The sequence below is a fragment of the Microcoleus sp. PH2017_28_MFU_U_A genome, from assembly GCF_020738035.1.
In the GTDB taxonomy this organism is placed as follows: Bacteria; Cyanobacteriota; Cyanobacteriia; order Cyanobacteriales; family Microcoleaceae; genus Microcoleus.
On the sequence record NZ_JAEQCX010000148.1, the window covers coordinates 1 to 21,622 of the forward strand.

The window sequence follows — 21,622 nt, forward strand, 5'->3', positions numbered from 1 at the left end:
AAAAGCAATCCCAAATGCCTTCAGCAATGGGATAGAGAGCTGCGTAGCTCAGCCGAGGCGGGTTAATCCGCTCGAAGTGAAAGCGAAAGGGGAGGGACTCAATGCCTCCCGTGTCATGTAATAGATGACTATACTTTTACCAGCTATAAATATATACTTTGCCGAACCATTCAGGACTTACACCTATGAATTCTGTCGATCGGGCTTTTAGTTCAGCCCTGGATTTGGCGAAGTCGATCCGCGCTCGGGAAATTTCGCCCCTAGAAATTGCCAATGTGTACTTGGAACGGATCGATCGATTAAACCATCAACTTGGTAGTTATTTTACAGTAACTGCCGATCGGGCGATCGAGCTGGCGACAGCGCAAACCGAACACCTAGCAGGCTTAAACAAGTCAGAGGAATTGCCGCCGTTTTTCGGAGTGCCGATCGCGATTAAAGACTTGACACCAGTTACCGGCATTCCGTGTACTTACGGAGTTCAGGCTTTGCACAGTAACATATCTCCCTACAACGAGTCAGTAGTCTGGCGGATCGAAGCAGCCGGATTTAACATTCTGGGCAAAACAGCAACCTCTCAAATAGGCTCATTGCCTTACAGCGAACCCCCAGGTTTCCGGCCCGCGCGCAATCCCTGGAATTTAGACTACACGCCCGGAGGTTCCAGCGGCGGCTCAGCGGCGGCCGTAGCGGCGGGTTTATGCGCGATCGCCCAAGGTTCAGACGGCGGCGGTTCGATCCGAGGCCCAGCTTCCGCCTGCGGTTTAGTGGGCATTAAACCCTCGCGCGGGCGAGTTTCCTGGGCACCAGTCGGAGATTACCTGAGCGGAATTTCTGCCAACGGCCCTCTCGCCCGCACCGTCGCTGACGCCGCCGCCCTGTTGGATGTGATGTCAGGCTACACCACAGGCGATCCATACTGGCTACCAGACCCAAATCCCACGTTTTTAGAGGCTTCCGGCGAAAAGTTGGGCAAACTGCGAATTGCTTTTTCTACCAGTATTGCTCCCGTGGGTGAGGCAGCGCCTGTGTGTCAGCAAGCCGTACTCGAAACCGTAAAATTACTGACAGATTTGGGTCACGATGTCGAACCGGGATGCCCGGATTTTACAGGTTTAATCGAACCGTTTACAGTAATTTGGCAGTCTGGGGCGGCAGCAAGCGGCATTCCAGGCAAGGTTTTGGAACCGATGAATCGCTGGTTGTTGGAAAGGACTGTTGGGGCTGGGGAATATTTGCGGGCGGTGAATCAAATGCAGGTGATTTCACGGCGGATTGTGGGATTCTTTGAGAATTTTGATGTGTTAGTTTTGCCGACTTATATGCACTCGCCCATTGGCATCGGGGAGTGGGCCCATTTGAGTTGTGAGGAAACTTTGCAGCGGATTATTAATTGGGTTGCTCCTTGTCCGCCATTTAATGCGAGTGGTTTACCTGCGATCGCACTTCCGGCCATCTTAGATGATAACGGTTTGCCGGTGGGAATTCAAATTATCGGGCGGCCGGCGGCGGAAGCAACTTTAATTGCATTAGCGGCGCAGATAGAAGCGGCGAAACCTTTCCCGGTTTTAGATTTTAAATAGGTTTGTAGATGCAGATAGACGGCGAATAGAATTCGCGCCTATACGAACAAAACCTGCCTCCGCAGGTTGAAGAGAATAAGGTAATTTTAATTTCCCCGTTTTCAACCCGCGCAGGCGCGTGAGTGTCTGTATAGACGCGAATCCTATTCGCCCGGTTGTCTGTATAGACACGAATCATATTCGCCGGGTTTTCTTCAACCCACGGAGGCGCGTGAGTGTCTGTATAGACACGAATTATATTCGCCGGGTTTTTTTCAACCCGCGGAGGCGCGTGAGTGTCTGTATAGACGCGAATTATATTCGCCCGGTTTTCTTCTCTAATCCTTCTCTAATTTAAGGGAATTGCTATCACAAACTCCGCACCTTTTCCCGGTTCCGAAATACACTCGATCGCACCGCCGTGTTTTTCGACTACAATTTGATAGCTAATCGACAATCCCAATCCCGTACCTTTCCCCTCCGGCTTAGTGGTAAAAAACGGATCGAACAATTTACACCGCGTTGCTTCAGCCATCCCCCGCCCATTATCCTTAATCCGAATCACCGCAAAACTCTCACTTTTCCCCCCTCTTACTTCTTCCTTATTCTCTCTTCCTTCTTCCTTATTCCCTCTTCCTTCTTCCTTCTTCCTTCTTCCTTCTTCCTTCTTCCTTATTCCTTCTTCCTTCACATCCTTGACTTCGGTGCAAACTGTGATAATATTAGGATGCTTATCAATGTCAGCGTAAGTACGTGAAGCATTCGACTCATCCAAAGCATCGATCGCATTTGAGAGCAAATTCATAAACACCTGATTGAGTTGTCCGCTGTAGCACTCAACCGCAGGTAAGTCGCCGTATTCCTTAATCACTTGAATTGACGGACGTTCCGCATTAGCTTTCAAGCGGTGCTGTAAAATCATCAACGTACTCTCGATACCTGCATGAATGTCGGCCGGTTTTTTTTCATTACCGTCAACGCGCGAGAAGTTGCGTAATGATTGCATGATATCACGAATGCGATCGGTTCCTAACTGCATAGAACCCAGCATTTTAGGCAAATCTTCCATCAGATAATCGAGTTCCATATCTTCTGCTGCTTCTGCAATTTCCTGTACCGGCTGTGGGTAGTGCTGCTGGTAAAGATTGACAATGCAAATCAAATCTCGTACATAATCATTAGCGTGGTGGAGATTGCCGGAAATAAAGCCAACGGGGTTATTGACTTCGTGAGCAACTCCTGCTACCAACTGCCCCAAACTTGAGATTTTTTCCGTTTGCACCAGTTGAGCTTGGGTTTGCTGCAACTTGTGCAAAGATTGTTCTAGTTGCTGCGACTTTTGTTGTGCTTTTGCGTAGAGTTTAGCATTTTCTAGGGCGATCGCAACTTGAGAAGTCAAAACTTTTAAAACTTGCAATCTTTCGGGAGAAAAAGCACCCACTGCTAAGTTATTTTCCAGGTACAGAATGCCTGTGAGTTGGCCCTGATAGATGACTGGATTGCAAAGAATTGACTTTGGCTGACTGCTGACAATATATGGATCTTCGGTAAACAAGCCGTCTGACGCTGCATTGTTTAAAACCAAGTCTTTTTGAGTTCGAGCAACATAGTTAACAATAGAAACTGGCAAATCTTGACTAATTTCAACGGGAAGGGATTGCAAGACAACGGCTTGATTTTGCTCTGACGTACAAGCTGCTTGGATCAAAAGACTATCATCTTTGTAGAGCATCAGCACAGCTTTTTGAGCGGCGGCATTTTCTAACAAAATCTCGATCAAACTGGCGAGCAATTTATCCAGGACAATTTCGCTGGTAATTGCTTGAGATGCTTTGACGAAGGTGCCGATATCTAAGGATTTACTGAAATCGCTGCTGGTGGTTGTTGTCGTGGCGGTGACAGTTAAATCGCGGGTTTTAGTTTCTCGGTTGAGGGTTTGGGCGACTAATTGGGGATATCGGGCTTCTAAATCTTTGACTTTGGCGATCGCTCCCCAGTGGATGTAACCGTAGTATGATTCTGTGAGATATACTTGAGCAATTTTGTCTTTGTTGCGAGAGAAATAAAACTCGGCCGCAAGTTCGTTAGCGAGTGCTTCTTCTTGGATGTATCCTTGCTCTTTGGCTCCTTGAATAGCTTTGTCATAATAATCTGCTGCTTCCCAATTTTTACCGAAAACTCTCGCTTTTTCAGCCTCTACTAAATCGTACTTGTGCTGGTAGTTCATCGGGGCGTGGTGCGCCCATGTCTGCATTTGTTCCTGATTGGCTGCTACTTGCATCAAGTATTTTTCTTGTGCTGCACTATCCGCAGTTGGATACACAGCCAGGAGTGCCAGGGAATAGTAAAAATTGTTTGTGCCGACCATCATGTAGCCAACCATCCCACCTGCGTATTCTACCGCCAAAGATGCGTTAGCAACTGCCATATCGTATTCTTTAAACAAGTAATGCAGAAGTGTTTTCGCAAAGTAAAAATTAAAAAAAGACCAATTAACTTTCAAATTTGGCAACATTTCTATTTCGTTAAATTCATCCCCGATCAATTGACTTTTATTGGTCGAACGCCCCATTAGATTCAAAACCATTTGTGACCAAGTTCTGATAAATACACTAGGAAAATCCTGCTTTAGGTTCAGTGTTAAATTTATATATTGCCCTTGCTTTTGTGCAACATTTTCTAGTGGCTCGCCAATCAAAAATAGGTGATTGCAGTAGTTCATGGCACAATAACTGCCAAACTCTAAATCTCCTGTTTCTAAGCCAGATTGAATCCCTTCCATTAAGGATACAATAGTTTCCCTGGCGTGTTCTTTCCAATGTCTAACAAAAGTGTTAAACATATTGTAAATTTTGGATTTAAGTTGTTTAGCATTGAATTTGTCTAACAGTTTCAAACCTAGTTGTCCAGAATGATATCCAGCGTTTAGCTCTCCCAATACCGCACTTAGCAGCAAACCATACCAAGTATAGGCGATCGCCCCAAGTGCTGAATAACCGCTTTCCATACCAAAATCGACCATTGTGAAGATGATCTGTGGCAAGAGTTCTGGTTTTGCACCAAAAGCCGGAGAAAGAAGCACCGAGAGTATCCGCATTGCCGCCAACTGATAGTCATCAGTCATTACAGGTACTTTTTCTAGTTCCTCAATTTGAGGCAACTTAATTCCAGCGAGATTCTCTGGGGGGATTTCAGAGAGGGACAACCCCAATATTTCCACAGCTTTTAGCCCATAATCTACAGCCTGACTAAATTGGTTTTGAGACATATAAGACTGGATTTGGATTTCGTAGACTTTAATTTTGTCTAGTACGCTAACAGCTTGTTGTAAAACAAGATCCGCTAATTCTTGCGATCGCCCAAAGTTAGTATTCAGATACTCTGCCTCCGCTGCTTCTACGTGCAGATTCAGCGTCAAGTCATAATCAGTATCCCAACTTGACTGCATACTAACGGGGGACTGGGAGGAGTTAATGAGTTCCAAGCCGACATTCAAATACCTGACAGCAGCTTCGTAAGCATTAGATGCTTTAGCTTTTTTCCCGGCGATCAGATTCAGTTTTGCCAATTCATCTTTTTCGGTTTTTTCTGTGAGAAATTCAACCCCAACATTCAGTTGGTTGACAATATCAAACACATTATCGTCAATCTCAGCGACGGGAGTATTTTTGAGCAGCAATTGACCGATTTTTAGGTGCGTTGCTTGCTTTTGGGCGTCTGGAATCAGAGAATAAGCTGCTTGCTGCACTCTGTCGTGCAGAAATTTGTAGGCAATTTTGGATTGAGAAGCGGGAATAATCGATCGCAAATTATCCAGTCCCCAGCCTCCAACCAGCGGAATTTTGTAAGCATTACTCAACGGGAGAACCAATCCAGTTTGCAGCGCCGCCCAGAGTTCGCTAGCTGCTTGCGCCTGGGATTGTTCGTTGACAATTGACAAAACATCGAGGGTAAATGTGTCGCCAATACAAGCCGCCAATTTTAAGACTCGCTGCGTAGTTTCCGGAAGTTTTTCGATGCGGCTGGCTACCAATTCGACGACGCTTTTGTCGGTAATGCCGATCGCCTGAATCTGCGCTAAATCCCACTGCCAACTACCGCTGCTCAACTCAAAGTGTAACAGATTTTCTTGATACAGCGCTTGCAAAAGCTGCGTGATGAAGAAAGGATTACCGCCCGTTTTGTGGAAAATCAACTCAGCCAGCAATCTCACCTTGTCGTTAGCCGTGATAGTATCGGCAATTAATTCGCAAACATTGCCGAAATCCAGCGGTTGCAATACAATATTATTGACTGGAGTACCAGTTTTGGCAATTTGCTCGATCGCCTGTACGAGCGGATGAGTCGGATTAACTTCATTATCCCGATAAGCACCAATCAACAGCAGGTATTTACTTTCCGAATTGCCAAGCAACAACTGCATTAAATTCAGCGAAGCCGAATCAGCCCACTGCAAATCATCTAAAAAGATAACCAGCGGATGTTCTGCGCGAGTAAAGACGCCGATAAACTCTTGAAAGACTCGATTAAACCGATTTTGAGATTCCGCAGCCCCCAGTTGTGGCACTTCCGGCTGTTTCCCAATAATTAGCTCAATCTCGGGAATTACATCAACAATCACAGCACCGTTTGTACCCAAAGCCGCCGCTAACTTTTCTCGCCAAGCTTGCAAATTTTCGCTGCTTTCAGTCAGCAACTGCCCGATTAAGGACCCGAAAGCTTGAATCAAAGCTGCATAGGGAATGTTGCGCTTAAATTGGTCAAATTTGCCGTTAATAAAATAGCCGCGCTGTCGCACAATTGGCTTGTGAACTTCATTGACAATGGCGGTTTTACCAATCCCAGAATAACCGGAAACTAGGACTATTTCGCTGCGCCCTGGGAGTAAATCCCTATCACCTGTAGGGACACGGCACTGCCGTGTCCCTACCCTTTCAAAAGCAGCAAGTAAACTATCGACTTCAAGTTCTCGCCCGTAGAGTTTTTGAGGGATTGACAATTGTCCCGATCGATCCAACTGTCCGGGTACAAAATAAGCAACTTCCCCAGTTGTCTGCCAAGAATTCAAACAGTTTTCTAAATCTGCCTTAATCCCCTCTGCTGTTTGATATCTATCTTCGGCATTTTTTCCCAAAAGCTTCATCACAATATCCGAAACAACTTGCGGAACCAGATCGCTATTTTCTAAATTCCTCCTGCATTCAGAAGGTGGCGCGGGATGTTTGGCAATATGACAGTGTACCAGTTCCAAAATATCGTTGCTTTTAAACGGCAATTTGCCTGTCAGCATTTCGTAAAATGTGACACCTAGGGAATAGAAATCGCTGCGATAATCTAAGGTGCGGTTCATTCTCCCAGTTTGTTCGGGAGACATATAGGCGACTGTACCTTCAACTAAGTTAGCGCTGTTAATTTGGGGAGTTTCTTTGCTCAGCCGGGAAGCGATGCTGAAGTCGGTGATTTTAACTATTCCTGTTTCCAGGTTGATGATAATGTTGGAGGGTTTGATGTCTTTGTGGATGATGCCGTTTTGATGCAGCGAGTTGAGTGCTGATGCTAGCTGAATGCCAATGTTTAAAAATGCTGTTAAGTCAAGCTTTTTTGAGATGATTTGACCCAGGGAGTTGCCTCCAAAATCTTCTGAAATCAGGGCGAGACGGTTTTGATACGTTTCGAGGCTGTAATATGTGACGATGCTGTCTGCGTGTAAATGCTGAGTAATTTTATATTCGTTTTTTAAGCGGGTAATTTGTTCGAGGGTGGGAAATTCTGCCTTGAGGATTTTGATGATGACTGGTTGTTCGTCTGACTGTCTAATTCCCCGGTAAACGCTGGTATTGAACCCGTCGGAGATTGAGGTGGTGATTTTGTAGCCTGGAAGTGTCAGTGTATTCATTGAAATCCTCCTGATAGCTGAGGTAAATTGATTTTTTTCAAGACTGACGGAAACGATATAATGCCAGAGGACGATCGCACTGCACTCGAAAAATGATCATTCTGATGCAAAGGTCAGGGATATCGCAGGGTTTTATTTACTATCGTAGTAAACACAAAATATGATGTCAACCGCAATTTCGCGTAGTGCATTAAGCTAAATGGCCATGTTTGATTGGCAATTATACTTAATAGGATCGCGACGATCGACATTTAAACATACCGAGAGGTTTTGTCGATCGCATTCCCAGACAATTTATCAACACTTGAACAGAATTTCTCTGTATCTGGGACAATTTTAAGAATATAGTGATATCCCTCTAGTTGAACCAGGTAAAAATGAGCATCCGACCAAATTTAAGATGGTTTTCCTCAGTCGCGAGTGTTTGTGGCGCGATCGCGATCGGCACTTTCGGCGCTATGATATCCCCTGCAAAAGCTACAGAAACAGTTGTTGTCCGCAAAGGCCCTTTAGAATCCTCAATCTCGGTGGCGGATTTGCGCGAGCTCGCAAAAACCGGAAAAGTCCCGCCCAGACTGCAAGCATACGCCAATCTGCTGTCTGACGCACAGCGCAGTCAAATTTTGGGAGCACTTCAAGCGAAAATCCCTCTCAATGTAGTTGGTTTGAGCAACTTGCTAAATACGCGCATCGGGACTGCGATTTTGACGGATTTGACTACAGTCATTCCCAGGCGCGACGGTGCGGGTGTGGAAGCGCTGCGAGCGGCTTTGGTGCTGGGGGCGAATGCGCCGGAAGGCTTATCTGTATTGAGTTTTATTGAATCTTATCCGAGTTCGCGGGTAGTTGTGGATCTCGATCGAGCTTTCGCAGTTTTAAGCAATTTAAACTCGGGTTTTTGGCAAACTCAGAGGTTTATGGCCGCGATCGCACCTCAATTAACAGCCACTAAACCCGCCTTTAACCCGCCTTTCGACCCAACCCAACCCGGCCCGAATTCGGTGCGGGTTCTCAAGCTAGATTTGAACGATAGCGCCCGCAATCGGCGTATTCCTGTTGATGTCTATTGGTCGAGAGCAGCGACGGCGGACAAACCGACGATCGTGTTTTCTCACGGTTTGGGTTCGGTGCGGACGGATTTGCGTTATTTAGCCGAGCATTTGGCGTCCTACGGCTACGTGGTAGCTGCTGTAGAACATCCGGGAAGCAACGAAACAAATACCAAGGCTGCGATCGCGGGTAAGTCTCAGTTGCTCGCTTCTGGAGAGTTTTTAGACCGTCCTAAAGATATCAGTTTTGTGCTCGACGAACTGGCAAAATTGAACCAAACTGATGATAACTTGCAGGGGAAAATTGCGATCGAGCGATCGATGATCGTGGGCTATTCCTTCGGCGGCGCCACAGCCTTGTCCGTAGCCGGTGCCGAACTGCAATTGACCGGGCTCAAACAGCGCTGTCAGGGGGATTTAATCGGGTTTAGCTTGGGCGAAGGCATTCAGTGCGCGGCGGCCCGATTGCCCGCAGAACGGTATCAATTGCGGGATGTGAGGATAAAAAGGGCGATCGTTATGAATCCCACCACATCATTACTATTTGGAGAAACGGGTTTAAGTGCCATTCAAATCCCTACATTAATAGTAGCATCTTCAGCCGACAAAACCACACCCGCCTTAGTCGAACAAATTGCCGGATTCCAAAAGATTACCGCCCCCAAATGGCTAGTCGGCTTTGTAGGAGGAACCCACTTAAGCGTCAAAGATCCGAGTACAACCTTAGACCAAGCTAGCAGACCGAGTACAGTAATTTCTGGCGATGAAGTTGTCGGCGAGCAAGCTGTGAGCATACGCAATTATATTAAAGCGATAAGTCTGGCCACTGCCGCTCAACTAACGGCAGAAGCTGACAAATATGCTATTTTTCTAACGCCCGAATACGCGCAGTTTGCTTCTACCAATGCAATTCCAGTGCGCCTGGTAACAGAAATTTCCCCTGAGACTAATGCAGTCGTGCAAAATTTTATTCAAGGGAATAAGTAGTGAGTTGACAGTTGACAGTTGACAGTTGACAGTTGACAGTAGTTATTAGTGCGAACTTAGGAATGAGAATTAAATAATTTACACATATTTGTGGGATGGGCGTCCCGCCCGTTCTTTCTGGACGGGCGGGACGCCCATCCCACAATAACAATGAAAATTGTAAGTTATTTAATTTGCGATCCTTAAGAACTCGCGAACGTTATTAGTCAGCAGCCATTAGTCATAAATACTTCGGACAGTTTGATTGTCCACGCATAGGCGAGAAACCCGGTTTCTACGAGTTTTCCCATTTAGTAACGAGAAAGTTACGAAGAAACCGGGTTTCTGAGGTGTCACGAGTCCGTACATTTGAACTTAGATTGTGAGTTGGTAGTCAGCCTTGTCGAATAATATTGCGAATTAGCAGTCTTGTCTTTTTCATGCTGCGTCCGCTTATGCCTGGGATTTCTTTTCTTTAGCGCTGATATTTTTGGTTCGCGCCAGGGCAAAATATAAACAAGGACTTTTACAAACTTAACTCTGAAACTGCCATGCCTAAAAAAAATATTATCCCGCTAGTGCTGCTGTTTGTAGCAATGTTTACCCTTTACGGTGACAGTTTAACTTTTCTCCCCAAACCTGTAAGAGATACCAGCTTAGCAAGTAGAAAGTTCTTCGTCAGTTTGTGGCCTTCATGGGTGAAGCCAAAAGAGGTAAACAAGGAAAGGGATAAGGAGATTGAGGACTTGCAAAAAAACCCTAGTCGATAGTTTTGACAGTTGACGGTTGACGGTTGACAGTTGACGGTTGACAGTTGACAGTTTGCTTAGAGAAGGGTTGACAGTTGACAGAAATCCGATGGAAGTTGGAAGACAAAGAAAGAACCAATTGACCGATTTTTGTCTGTTCAGTGGTGTTGGGTTTATTTCTGCTGCTTGTCAGGTGCATCGCTGTGAGATTCTCTGTCTTATTTAGGGATTTTTCGTGGCGACACACCCTAGGACTACTTTTGACAATTACTATTAGATTAGCGATTTTAGATCTTAGATAAAACGAAAAATCTAAAATCTAAAATCTAAAATCCAAAATCGATTATGCTTGCTTTTTCAACCAGCTAAACATGGCGCGCAAATCTTTACCAACTTCTTCAATCGGATGTTCTGCTTCCTGACGGCGCATCGAAGTAAAGCCCGGTTTGCCGGCTTGGTTTTCCAGAACGAATTCGCGCGCAAATTGGCCGGATTGAATTTCGCTAAGAATTTTACGCATTTCGGCGCGGGTGTCATCGGTGACGATGCGGGGGCCGCGAGTTAAGTCGCCGTATTCTGCGGTATTGGAGATGCTGTCGCGCATTTTGGCGAGGCCTCCTTCTACTACTAAGTCAACGATAAGTTTAACTTCGTGCAAACATTCAAAATAAGCTAATTCTGGTTGATATCCAGCGTTAACTAAGGTTTCAAATCCAGCTTTAATTAAGGCGCTCAAACCGCCGCACAAAACTACTTGTTCGCCAAAAAGGTCGGTTTCTGTTTCTTCGCGGAAAGTGGTTTCGAGGATGCCGGCTCTGGTGCCGCCGATACCTTTAGCATAGGCCATTGCCCGATCGCGCGCTTGGCCCGAAGCATCCTGATATACTGCAAACAAACTCGGAACACCTTCGCCTTGTTCGTAAGTCCGGCGCACCAAGTGTCCGGGGCCTTTGGGGGCTACCATTACTACGTCTACCTCGGCTGGGGGGACAACTTGGCCGAAGTGAATGTTAAAACCGTGAGCAAATGCTAAAACATTTCCTGCTGAAAGGTTAGGTTCGATTTGTTCTTTGTAAATAGTTTTTTGAACTTCATCGGGTAATAAAATCATGATGAAGTCAGCGGCGGCGGCTGCTTTGTCTACCGGGTGAACAGTTAAACCTGCATCGGTTGCTTTGGCGGCAGATTTGCTACCGGGATACAAACCGACAATGACATTCATGCCGCTGTCTTTGAGGTTGAGGGCGTGGGCGTGTCCTTGGGAACCGTAGCCGATGATAGCAACCGTTTTGTTGGCTAAGAGGTCTAGGTTGGCGTCTTCGTTGTAATACATACGGGCCATGGTGCTTGTCTCCTGAGATGCAAATGGGTGAGTGACTGCAAAACTCTCATTTTATCAAAGTGGGGTGCTTTTTTTGCGGAATTTTACTAATTAAGATTTGGGCGGGGGAATTTATAGGGCGATTCCCTACGGGATAGCTGCGCCGCGCGTGCTGAATTTAGCAGGTTTTGCTCGAAGTCAAATATAATTGTTAGTAGCGTGCTGTGCTGTTGAAAAAACGCAACTAACTAACTTTTTTAATATGGAAATAAAGGCAATACATCATGTGGCGATTATTTGCTCGGATTACGAAAAGTCAAAGAAATTTTATGTAGAAGTCTTGGGATGTTCCACAATCAAAGAAACTTTCCGAAGCGAGAGGAATTCTTACAAACTAGATTTGCAAGTCGGAAACGGCAGCGCAATGATTGAACTGTTTTCATTTCCCCATCCTCCCAAAAGAGTTAACAATCCTGAAGCTTGCGGTTTGAGACATTTAGCTTTTGCAGTCGAGGATATAGAAGCATCGGTTGCTTACTTGAAATCGCAACAAGTGGAAGTAGAAGAAATTCGCCTTGACGAAATTACCGAAAAACGGTTTACCTTTTTTAGAGATCCAGACAACTTACCGTTAGAAATCTATGAAATTTAGTTAACAGGACTTACAGCATATTCGGGTTTGGTACGGACACGGAATTGCCCAAGGAGTGTCAACTTAACGTCAAACCCTGAGTCCGGCAGTCCGGCAGGGGTTAAAACCCTAGTGGGCTTTCGGCTTAAGTTGACACTAATGGGATCTTGGAGTGTCCCTACGGAGGATATAGCTGGCCGGAAAGCCTGTTATTGATGATTTGACAGTGCCATGAAAGTAATCTAAAATCATCTGATTTTTATTCGATCTAATTCTGCTGCTAAATTTTCCACTAAATTATTTACTAACTGTAACTGGTACTGTTGAACATTCATATTTAGCGGCTCTTTGCTGTCTTGAAAACAGATAACTTTGGCGGCGATTTCCTTGTAGTGTTGCAGCATTAAAAAAGTATCGATACTGAAACCAATTAGATAGTTTTTAGCAGCTTCGTTGCAAATTTCTGTTACTTGATTTAGATAAGCTTCTGACGATTCAGGTGGCTTTTCATAGCCTGTTCTTTTCTTCAAAATATAGCTAGCACCGCCGACTACTGCTGCTCCCATTGGGCCGCCCAACAGCCAACCTAAGCCGGTGGCGATCGCGACTGGAGTCACTTCGCCCTCGATCGACTTTTTGGTGGCGGCGGTTGGCGGTTCTGGTAACGCGATTTGCGGGGAGGGCGGAAACGAGATCAAAAGGGCGATCGGCTGTTCTCGATCGAAGAACTCGCAAGCTTTATTTACCCATTCTGCAATGGTTTCCCGCTGGTTCAGTACATCTTGCTCAAATTTTGTCTTCCACGCATCAAAACTTCCTTGCTGAAGCGACAGCGCCATTTCCGATTGATAGCGCCGCAAAAGTGTGGGCTGGTAAAGCCAAATCTCGAAGTCGGAAACGCTGGCTTGAAAGCCTTGTGAAATCAGTTTTTCAGCTTTTTGTTTAATTTCAATTCGGTCTTTTTGCTTTTGTTGAGCGGCTGTTATTTCGGCGGCGACAGTTTCAGATTTAGCTCGCAGAGATTGACAAATCTTAGTAGCTATGGCTTCAATTCTCGGCAACTTAACTGCTAGTTGTTCCTGTTGACTTGCGACTATACTTTGCAACGCCGATTCAAACATGGCAATTCCGGTAGTTTGAGCCGCAGCCACATCTCCTTTTAGCCTCGCCCGCAAAGCCGGCAAAGCATCGACGCGGTAGATATTGCTGATGTTGTTCGGCAAGTTGGAGCGAAAACTTTCGGCAACAAACAACAATCGATTGTATACTTGTTTTTGGTCTTCTGGTTCGAGTAGATTGAGAAAATTGGCAACAAAGACGACTGTGTTAATTTGCCGATCGCTCAACCAGTCTCTCAAGTGCTCCCGTTCGCCCAGAGTCATCAATTTGCGAGCGTCCAAAACCTGGACAACTAAATCAGCGGTCAGCAATTTATCCCGAACTAAGTTATCCTGTTCTTGGCGATCGTTAGTTCCGGGCAAATCCAGCAATTCCACACCCGTTTTCAGGAATGGGTGGGGACAGTAAACATTGACGGCTGCGACATCATCCCGCATCTGTCGGTTGTCGTCGAGGATGGCGTAGCGTTTCAACACGTCAGTCCCCGCTTCGCTGACTTCTGTGCCGTCTTTGAGGGTGATTTTTGCGTGCAATTCGTCGCCGTAGTTGACATAAATGGCAGCACCTGTAGTGGGCACAAGATCGATCGGCAAAGCGCGATTTCCAAGCATTGCATTCAGCAAAGTTGACTTACCGTAATTAAACGGGCCGAAGACAGCGATTTGAAAAGTTGGTTTGGCGAGATAGTCGCAAATAGAAGTTGTATCTCGGTAAAGTTGGGAGTTTTTATCTAGTTCGAGAATGCCCAGTGCTGATTTGAGATAGTTAGTTAGATTTTGATAAGTTTCGGGTTGTTGCATATTTAAAATTATCTCATTGTTTGATTATAAAAGGTTCGATCGTGCGGACTTCAGTCCTCTTCCAAATCCGAGGTACGTAGTTGCGCTTCAGCGCTCTTAGTTATATATGTAAGAGCGCTTTCATCGCAACAACATACCTTAGCCTCCAACTTTTCCAAATCCTAGGTACGCCTCCAACTTTTCCAAATCCTAGGTACGTAGTTGCGCTTTAGCGCTCTTTGTTATATATATAAAGAGCGCTGAAGCGCAACTACGTACCTTAGAGCTTCATTTAGCGGATGCTAAGAAACCTTGATATACTGATTCTATACTCTGCGCCTGAGCAGAAACATCAGCCTCCAACTTTTCCAACCGCTGCGATTCAGCCTGAGAATTAATCTCCCGAGATTGCTTTTGTTCCAACAAATTATCCAACTCAGCTTTCCGAGACTTAATATCATCATTCATGCGATCGCCCACTTCGCGCCCGTAAACATCAAAACACTCTTTCACAGCATCGTGAATCGGCTGCCACTGCTCCTGAGCCACCTGCGGCAGATATTTTACCAACTCTTTTTTAGCTGCTTTCACTAACTGTTTGTGAGCTCCGTCTGCTTGCAAAACCCCAACACCCATCCCCAGCAAAGCCAAGTACAGTGGCCCCAAAACAATCCCCGTAAAACTCGCAAAAATCGTACTGACGCCCAATACAGTAATTAAATTGAGCAGGATATTTTTCCAGTCGAAACCAGCTCCTGCCATTGCTACACCCGCCAGGTTTCCTGTTGTTAATGAAAACAATCCCATCGCCCATTTTGCCCAAGCTGGCGAGTTATCTTCGTTTGAGTTGCTGACTGCTGCGGGGATTTTTTGCCCGGTCAGTTTTTCGGTGATTTTTTCAGTCACCTTCGTGTAAGATGCTCCATAATTTGCCGCACTTTGCGACAACTGCGAAAATGCTGAATTCATCTCTTGTTCAGCCGTGAGAGTCCAAGCTGCTAGTTTGTCGTTGATGTACTGCTCGAATGCTCGTCTGAGCGATGCTTCAAAGGCTTCTCGCTTATCTTGGCTGAAGAAATCCAGAAATCTCAGCTCGGGTTGATACCGCAAAAAGTCTGTTTCAAAGGTATTTTCTAAGTTGAGAACGTAGGTGCGGAAAGAATCTGCGATCGCCCGCGATTTACTATCTCTAACTCGGATAATTTCTTGTTGAAATTCATCGCGAATCTGACTCAGTTTATTAAACTCCGGCTCAACAGAATTAATCTTGTCCTTCAACTCATTGACATCCCGTTCGAGCAATGGTAAACGGCGCCCGACAGCTTCGCGGACGCGAGCAGAAATTTGACGCGCCAAAGTCCTCGCCGGACGCAATTCCGAAATCGCTCTTTCCTGCGTCAAAAACGTATTCAATGACGCCATAAACTCCGGAAAACCAGTTCCTGCTAAATTTGCATCCGGGTTTTTTACCCGCAATCTGAGCGCCTTAATTGAGGTAATTGGAAACACCCGCTCGTCGTAAATGTCGTGTCCTTCTGTTAAACAATATTCAGCCAAATTAGCTTTGAAAACCCGCCCCAGTTTGTGTTCTGCTTCTGCCATTTCTTCAGGATCGTCCGGATCGATCAAACTTTCCCGCACTTGATCCCAAGCATTGATCAGAAAGAAAATGCTTAATCCACGACCTTTGATATAATTTTCTAGATAACGTCTTTCACCCATTGTACAAGGCTGAGTTGCCCTGAGTACAAACAAAATTGCGTGACAGTTGTTGATGTAACCGAGAGATAATTCGTTGCGCGATTCTGTATCGTTGAGTCCGGGACTGTCTACTATTTCTATGCCTTTTTCTAGCAAAGGTAAGGGATATTCTACTACGGCGCAGTCGATATCTGGAAATGCTGGTTTCTGTTCTGATTCTAGGCGTTTTGCTTCAGCGGGGTCGATTGTGTAGTCTTGTTTGAAACTTTTAAAATCGAGTTGTTTGGGGCTTTTGCCGTCGTTGAAATAAACGGTGACATTTTTTTCGGGGCCGTAGCGCAAAATTGTCAGCAAAGCAGTACAGGGATTGACATCGCTGGGAAGCAAGTTTTCGCCGATTAAGGCATTTAGAAAAGTGCTTTTGCCGCGTTTCATGTCGCCTAATACGAGGAGCCGAAATACTCCTTGGCGCAAGTTTTTGCTGGCGAGATTGATGTCGGCGCTGTCTGTTTCTAAACCGAGTTTTCCTGATGCTTCGATTCCGGCTAATTCCGATCGCTCTATGGATGTGACGATGTTGCTCAGGCGATCCGCAATTTCTCGGCGCACGGCGGATACTCGCTCTAAATCGTTGAGAAAGCTGCTAGTTTCTACTTTGAGGTTCATGGTTGTTTTCTGATTGTTTACTGCTGGATATTTCAAAACCAAGCTATTTCATGATGGTGTTCGTGCAAAAGTTATTTGATTCGCTATTCCTCGCGAACAATGTGCAGTACAGACCTGAAATGACTACAATAGCCTGTTAGTTAATTCTTGGGATTCTTATCTTGAAAAAGTATTTTGTAACCAATGAAAGCAATTGCTCCCACCATCACCGCAGTTCCTAGCCAAGATGCTACACGCAGGGCAACCAGCGCTACAATTGCCAGACCTGTAAATTGACTGATTGCTATGATTTTTCGGCGCCATAGTTGCAGTTTGCTTTGAGTATTGTTGTCTGGTTCTTCGTACTTTCTCGTTATATTCTCTGGTACCGATCGTTCGATTTCCGATTCTAGTTCGCGGAGTCGAAGTTCTTGTTCTCGCTTCCGAAGTTGTTGTTCTTTGTGTCGGAGTTCTCTGGCTTTTTCATCGGGATCGTTCATAGGTTTGACCTTTTTTTATGTGGAAATATGTGTTGTTTATTGTCAATATTGCACAGCCATAAGTTCTCTACGACTGTAACTCACATTGTCAGCGGTGTCGAGAAATGTTAAGAAATATCAAAAAGGGCGATCGCCTTTTTCGACCGATCGCCCAAATGCAGTGCTGCGAAATCAATATCCTTCCGGGCCGATGGTAGTGCGATCGCACTCCGCGTCGGACAAATCCACTAAGCGCGCTCGAAATAAGTTGCAGCCAGCTAATTGAGCTTTGGTTAACTTTGCTTTCTCCAAATTAGCTCTGCTCAAATCAGCATATCTCAAATCGGCATTGCTCAAATCTGCATTGTACAAATCCGCACCTTGTAAATTGGCTTTATGCAAATTTGCTCCTTGCAAATTGGCGTGGCGCAAATTTGCTCTAGATAAATTAGCTCCTGATAAATTAGCTTCAGACAAATTTGCCTGATAAAGTTGAATGTCGCCCAATTCAGCATCTTGTAACTGTGTTTTGTAAAGATTGGCTTGAGTCAGATTTCCGTAGGGCAAATAAGCTCGCGTCAGCACGCTACCAGAAAGGTTTATTTCTGGCAAATCTGCTTGAAACAAGTTATCTCCACTTAAGTCAACGGCGTTAAAGTTTCGCTGGCCTTCAGAATACTGAGCGAGCAATTCCTCAGCGCTTAGCTTTTGCATTTTCAACCCTTAATGACGACAGCTTTTGCAGCCAATTCATAATGATAATTGATGGTTATTATTCTGCGTATTTATACTTAGGTATCTTATTATGTTAAGCTTGTGTAACAACGATCGTATTTTTTCTAAGATTTTTTTTATATTTGTAAATTTCTGGGTTGCTCGACCATGCTTGCCGTCAGTAATGTCAAGATCGATAAACAAACCAAAGCTGATTCTCTACTGAAATATGCCAGAACTTCCTCCCTCCATTGCACAGCACTACCACGAACGGACGAAATACGATCCCCAAACCCTTGCTGCCAAAAGCAGACAGCTAGATTGGACAGAGCAACCAGTTCCGTTCAAAGAATATAAAATTGGCGCGTATTTTGACCTGAAGCCTTATCTAAAAGACCCCTCAGACGATCCAAATTCCCCGGATGATGCCAGTTGGTGGCATCGGTTGTCCAGCTTGTTGCTGTGCAGCTACGGGCTGACGGCGAAGGTGCAGACGGTAGATGACAGCTACCTGTATTTGCGATCGGCACCATCGGCGGGCGGGCTCTACCCAGCAGAGGTTTATTTAATCTCGCGGGGTACGCCACAGTTGCCGGCGGGACTCTACAATTATCAGTGCAGAACTCATTCGCTGGTTCATTTTTGGGACAGCGAAGTTTGGCCGGCCCTGCAAGCGGCTTGTTTCGGATCGCCGGTGTTAGAAAATACCCAATTGGCGATCGCCGTTACCACTGTTTTCTTCCGTTCTTCTTGGCGTTACGCAGATAGAGCTTATCGGCGAATCTTTCTCGACACTGGTCATTTATTGAGCAATATCGAGTTAGCTTGCGCCATCAACGATTACCGACCTCACCTGATTGGAGGATTCGCAGACGAAGCTGTCAATCAATTACTGTATATCGACTCGCAGCAAGAAGGAGCGATCTGTTTAATTGGTTTAGCTGACTTGCTAGACATCGACCAAAATTTGCCAAAGTTTAAAACGGCTTTGGCAGGAAAAACGACGACAGATTACCCGAAAATTTCCGAAGGTCAAATTTTAGAATACCTCCATAAAGCGACACAGTTAGAATCAGATCCCACTGGAGTAGATGGCTGGAAACTTGATGAAAGTGAAGGAGATTTAGAGGACAAATATAACTTTCCATTTTGCACTAAAGTTTCGACTGTCACACCTTCGATTCCTTGGGGAGTGAATCTGGAAGGTTTAGAAAATATGATGCTGAAGAGGCGTTCTACCCGTGCTTATACAGGTGCTTCTTTGAGCTTGGGCGAACTCCTAGCGTTGCTTGATTTTACTTATCAGTCGCAGCACTATATCGACCAAGGATTAGACGGTTATCCAGACTATTTCGATCTGAGTTTGATTCAGACTTTTATTGCGGTTTCGGGAGTGCATGGGTTAGAAGAAGGTTGTTATTATTACGCTCCGAAAGCTCAAGAATTGCGGCAAATTCGGTTCAAAAATTTCCGCAGGGAGCTGCATTATTTGTGTTTGGGGCAAGATTTGGGCAGAGATGCGGGGGCGCTGTTGTTTCACACGGCGGATTTGAATAGGGCTGTTGCCAAATATGGCGATCGCGCTTACCGATATTTGCACATGGATGCGGGTCATTTGGGCCAGCGGTTGAATTTAGCAGCGATTCAACTGCGTTTGGGTGTCAGCGGTATTGCGGGCTTTTTTGACGATCTCGTGAATGACGTTCTCGGTATTCCTACGAGTGAGGCTGTGCTTTATATCACAACTCTGGGCAGACCGCGATCGTGAGGATGAGTGCGATCGTTCTAGTAGACATCATATGAGTTAAATGAAATTTACCCAGATCGGGCGAGAAACCGGGTTTCTACGAAGTTTTATGTTGAGTAACGAGAAGTTTAGAAAGAAACCCGGTTTCTGAAGTCTCGGCCACTCAGTAGACTTTTAGAGATTACTCATGGGAGGCGAGAAACCGGGTTTCTACTAAACTAAGAAGGACTGAAGCCCAACAACATACCTTTCTGAGCAGCGTTATAAATCAATTAAAATTGCTATTTCCCAATACAAAACCTGCTAAATATTCTATCCAAGACTGATTCCGTCACTTCTTCGCCCGTAACTTCCCCCAATGCTTGAATTGCGCCGCGCAAATCTATTGTCCAAAAATCTAACGGCAATTTATTGTTAATAGTATCCGTGCATTCTTCCAGGGAAATTTTAGCTCTGGTTAAAGCTGCTGCTTGCCGCTGGTTGATTGCTAAATCTGAGTTTTCTGCTTGCAAATTTCCGCCACTGACAGCATCTAATATGGCTGTTTCTAATTCTTCTATACCTCGATCGAGGGCGGCCGCCGCGGTGACTATCGAGTGAATTTCCGAGGAAAAAGGTAATTCTGGGATTGTTTTTACTAGGTCGATTTTGTTGATGATTATAATGAGCTGGCGGTGTTTTACTTGTTCGTAAATTTCCCAATCGCCTGCTGTCCAACCAGATTCTGCGTCAATTGTCAACAATACTAAATCGGCTTGTTTGGCTGCGGCGCGCGATCGCTCTACGCCGATTTTTTCTACCTTATCCTCCGTTTCCCGAATGCCCGCTGTATCGAGTACCTGTACCGGAATGCCGCCCACAACTAGCTGCGACTCTACCACATCCCGCGTCGTTCCGGGCAAATCTGTGACGATCGCCCGATCGCTCTTACTCCACGCATTCAACAAACTCGACTTTCCCACATTCGGGCGTCCGACAATCGCCACTTTCAAACCGGTTCTCAACAATTCACCGCGATCGGCCGTCGCCAAAATCCTTGACAATTCGTTCAAAATCTGATTGATTTCCAAACAAGTTTTAGCTTCATCTAAAGGCGGCAAATCTTCCTCAAAATCAATTCTCGCCTCAATTTCTGCCAACACATCCAAACAAATTGCTCTTAATTTGCGAATTGGCTGGGCTAATTTTCCCTGCAAACCAGCTAAAGCACTTTGTGCCGCAGCGGGCGATTGGGCTCCCACCAAATCTGCAATGCTTTCAGCTTGAGTTAAATCTAACCTTCCGTTCAAAAAAGCCCTGAGCGAAAACTCTCCCGGCTGCGCCAATCTCGCCCCATTTTCTAAACACAACTGCAACACTTGCTGCACCGCCATAATGCCGCCGTGACAGTGAAACTCCACCACATCTTCGCGGGTGAAAGAACGGGGCGCTTTCATGATTAACAACAAAGCTTCATCGACTAATTCTTGAGTTTTGGGGCGGCGGATGTGGCCGTAAAGAATGCGGTGAGATTCCCAAATTTGCCCTCCTGGAGCGCGAAACAGGGTTTCGGCAATTTTTAAGGCTGCGGCACCGGAAACTCGCACAATGCCGACGCTGCCTTGTTGGGGAACGATCGCAGTGGCGATCGCTGCGATCGTTCCTCCTTTTGTTAGTGATTCAGACATTTTTATGATTCACACATTCCAAAGTTATAGATATCTCATTGACAGAATAAACAATTTCAGCGAGTTTTTTCCAAGATATTAAAAGAGGGTGGCCGCCGCGCTTGAGTGCGATCGCCAATCCGTTAGCTAACCCCTCGAACCGGAGCGCCGGGAAAGCCCCATTCAGTCGATTTTAGACTGTAGATTTGAGATTTTAGATTGACTTCCAGCGCAGTGAATCAGGGGGTTGAACAGGAGTCGGAAATTTTAGGTGGCGGGCGACGAGTGTCCGAAAGCAAGTATCCGTTTTTGGGCACGAGTCAGGACGCGATCGAACTTAAAAAATTAGTCCGCCAAATCTTTTGGCTATCTTGACACTCTCAGGTCTTTCATACGCTGAGATTCTGCGGACAAAGTAGGCTTGGGTAAAACCCAAAGTCTAACTCTCGCTACGGTCGTCAAACACCGTCTACCCAGTTGGTTTAGGTCTAAACCTAACTTACTGGCTACTTTTCTCAAAATAATTAAAGTCAGTGAAGGAGTCGCCCCCTCCACTGCTCTCCAAAACGGAACGTGATAGTTTCCCATCATTGGGCTCCTCAATAAAACGGCTGTTGT

Annotated in this window: 13 protein-coding genes; 6 read left to right on the forward strand and 7 right to left on the reverse strand. The window is 45.6% G+C overall.

Annotated features, from left to right (window positions below; translation table 11 throughout):
- Window positions 1-185: 185 nt before the first annotated feature.
- Complete coding sequence (locus JGK14_RS30520) at window positions 186-1,583, forward strand: amidase (protein ID WP_293178726.1); 1,398 nt, start codon at window positions 186-188, stop codon at window positions 1,581-1,583.
- Between the two features lie 328 nt (window positions 1,584-1,911).
- On the opposite strand, the gene JGK14_RS30525 is transcribed toward JGK14_RS30520, so the two are convergent.
- A complete protein-coding gene (locus JGK14_RS30525) occupies window positions 1,912-7,458 on the reverse strand; it encodes a trifunctional serine/threonine-protein kinase/ATP-binding protein/sensor histidine kinase (protein WP_325315862.1) in 5,547 nt (1,848 codons plus the stop codon).
- Between the two features lie 377 nt (window positions 7,459-7,835).
- Here JGK14_RS30525 and JGK14_RS30530 point away from each other — a divergent pair, with 377 nt between their 5' ends.
- Window positions 7,836-9,494, forward strand: coding sequence for an alpha/beta hydrolase (locus JGK14_RS30530; protein WP_293198931.1), 1,659 nt, complete (start codon window positions 7,836-7,838; stop codon window positions 9,492-9,494).
- Window positions 9,495-10,024: 530 nt separating this feature from the next.
- Window positions 10,025-10,243: a hypothetical protein gene (locus tag JGK14_RS30535; protein WP_293178720.1), complete on the forward strand. Its 219-nt coding sequence runs from the start codon at window positions 10,025-10,027 to the stop codon at window positions 10,241-10,243.
- A 322-nt stretch (window positions 10,244-10,565) separates the two neighbouring features.
- Here the strand turns inward: JGK14_RS30535 and ilvC are convergent, their stop codons facing one another.
- On the reverse strand, window positions 10,566-11,564 hold the full coding sequence (ilvC, locus tag JGK14_RS30540) for a ketol-acid reductoisomerase (RefSeq protein ID WP_325315863.1): 999 nt from the start codon (window positions 11,562-11,564) through the stop codon (window positions 10,566-10,568).
- A 241-nt stretch (window positions 11,565-11,805) separates the two neighbouring features.
- Here ilvC and gloA2 point away from each other — a divergent pair, with 241 nt between their 5' ends.
- The gene (gene gloA2 / locus JGK14_RS30545) at window positions 11,806-12,195 is read left to right on the forward strand and encodes an SMU1112c/YaeR family gloxylase I-like metalloprotein (protein WP_293178716.1); all 390 of its coding nucleotides are present in this window, start codon (window positions 11,806-11,808) and stop codon (window positions 12,193-12,195) included.
- A 227-nt stretch (window positions 12,196-12,422) separates the two neighbouring features.
- Here gloA2 and JGK14_RS30550 read toward each other — a convergent pair whose 3' ends face one another.
- The 4 genes from JGK14_RS30550 to JGK14_RS30565 all read right to left on the reverse strand — a co-directional run bounded on the left by JGK14_RS30550 (window position 12,423) and on the right by JGK14_RS30565 (window position 17,611).
- Complete coding sequence (locus JGK14_RS30550; protein ID WP_293220383.1) at window positions 12,423-14,093, reverse strand: dynamin family protein; 1,671 nt, start codon at window positions 14,091-14,093, stop codon at window positions 12,423-12,425.
- Window positions 14,094-14,360: 267 nt separating this feature from the next.
- Window positions 14,361-16,439, reverse strand: a complete 2,079-nt coding sequence (locus JGK14_RS30555) for a dynamin family protein (protein ID WP_293213978.1) — start codon at window positions 16,437-16,439, stop codon at window positions 14,361-14,363.
- Window positions 16,440-16,579: 140 nt separating this feature from the next.
- Window positions 16,580-16,918, reverse strand: coding sequence for a hypothetical protein (locus JGK14_RS30560; protein ID WP_293178711.1), 339 nt, complete (start codon window positions 16,916-16,918; stop codon window positions 16,580-16,582).
- A 171-nt stretch (window positions 16,919-17,089) separates the two neighbouring features.
- A complete protein-coding gene (locus JGK14_RS30565) occupies window positions 17,090-17,611 on the reverse strand; it encodes a pentapeptide repeat-containing protein (protein ID WP_293178709.1) in 522 nt (173 codons plus the stop codon).
- A gap of 229 nt (window positions 17,612-17,840) precedes the next feature.
- Between JGK14_RS30565 and JGK14_RS30570 the strand changes: the two genes are divergently transcribed.
- On the forward strand, window positions 17,841-19,379 hold the full coding sequence (locus JGK14_RS30570; protein WP_293198937.1) for a SagB/ThcOx family dehydrogenase: 1,539 nt from the start codon (window positions 17,841-17,843) through the stop codon (window positions 19,377-19,379).
- Between the two features lie 260 nt (window positions 19,380-19,639).
- Here the strand turns inward: JGK14_RS30570 and mnmE are convergent, their stop codons facing one another.
- A complete protein-coding gene (gene mnmE, locus JGK14_RS30575) occupies window positions 19,640-21,025 on the reverse strand; it encodes a tRNA uridine-5-carboxymethylaminomethyl(34) synthesis GTPase MnmE (protein ID WP_325315864.1) in 1,386 nt (461 codons plus the stop codon).
- Window positions 21,026-21,223: 198 nt separating this feature from the next.
- Here mnmE and JGK14_RS30580 point away from each other — a divergent pair, with 198 nt between their 5' ends.
- Window positions 21,224-21,379 (forward strand): hypothetical protein, encoded by a 156-nt coding sequence (locus JGK14_RS30580; protein ID WP_293178697.1) that lies wholly within the window; start codon window positions 21,224-21,226, stop codon window positions 21,377-21,379.
- The last annotated feature ends 243 nt before the right edge of the window (window positions 21,380-21,622 follow it).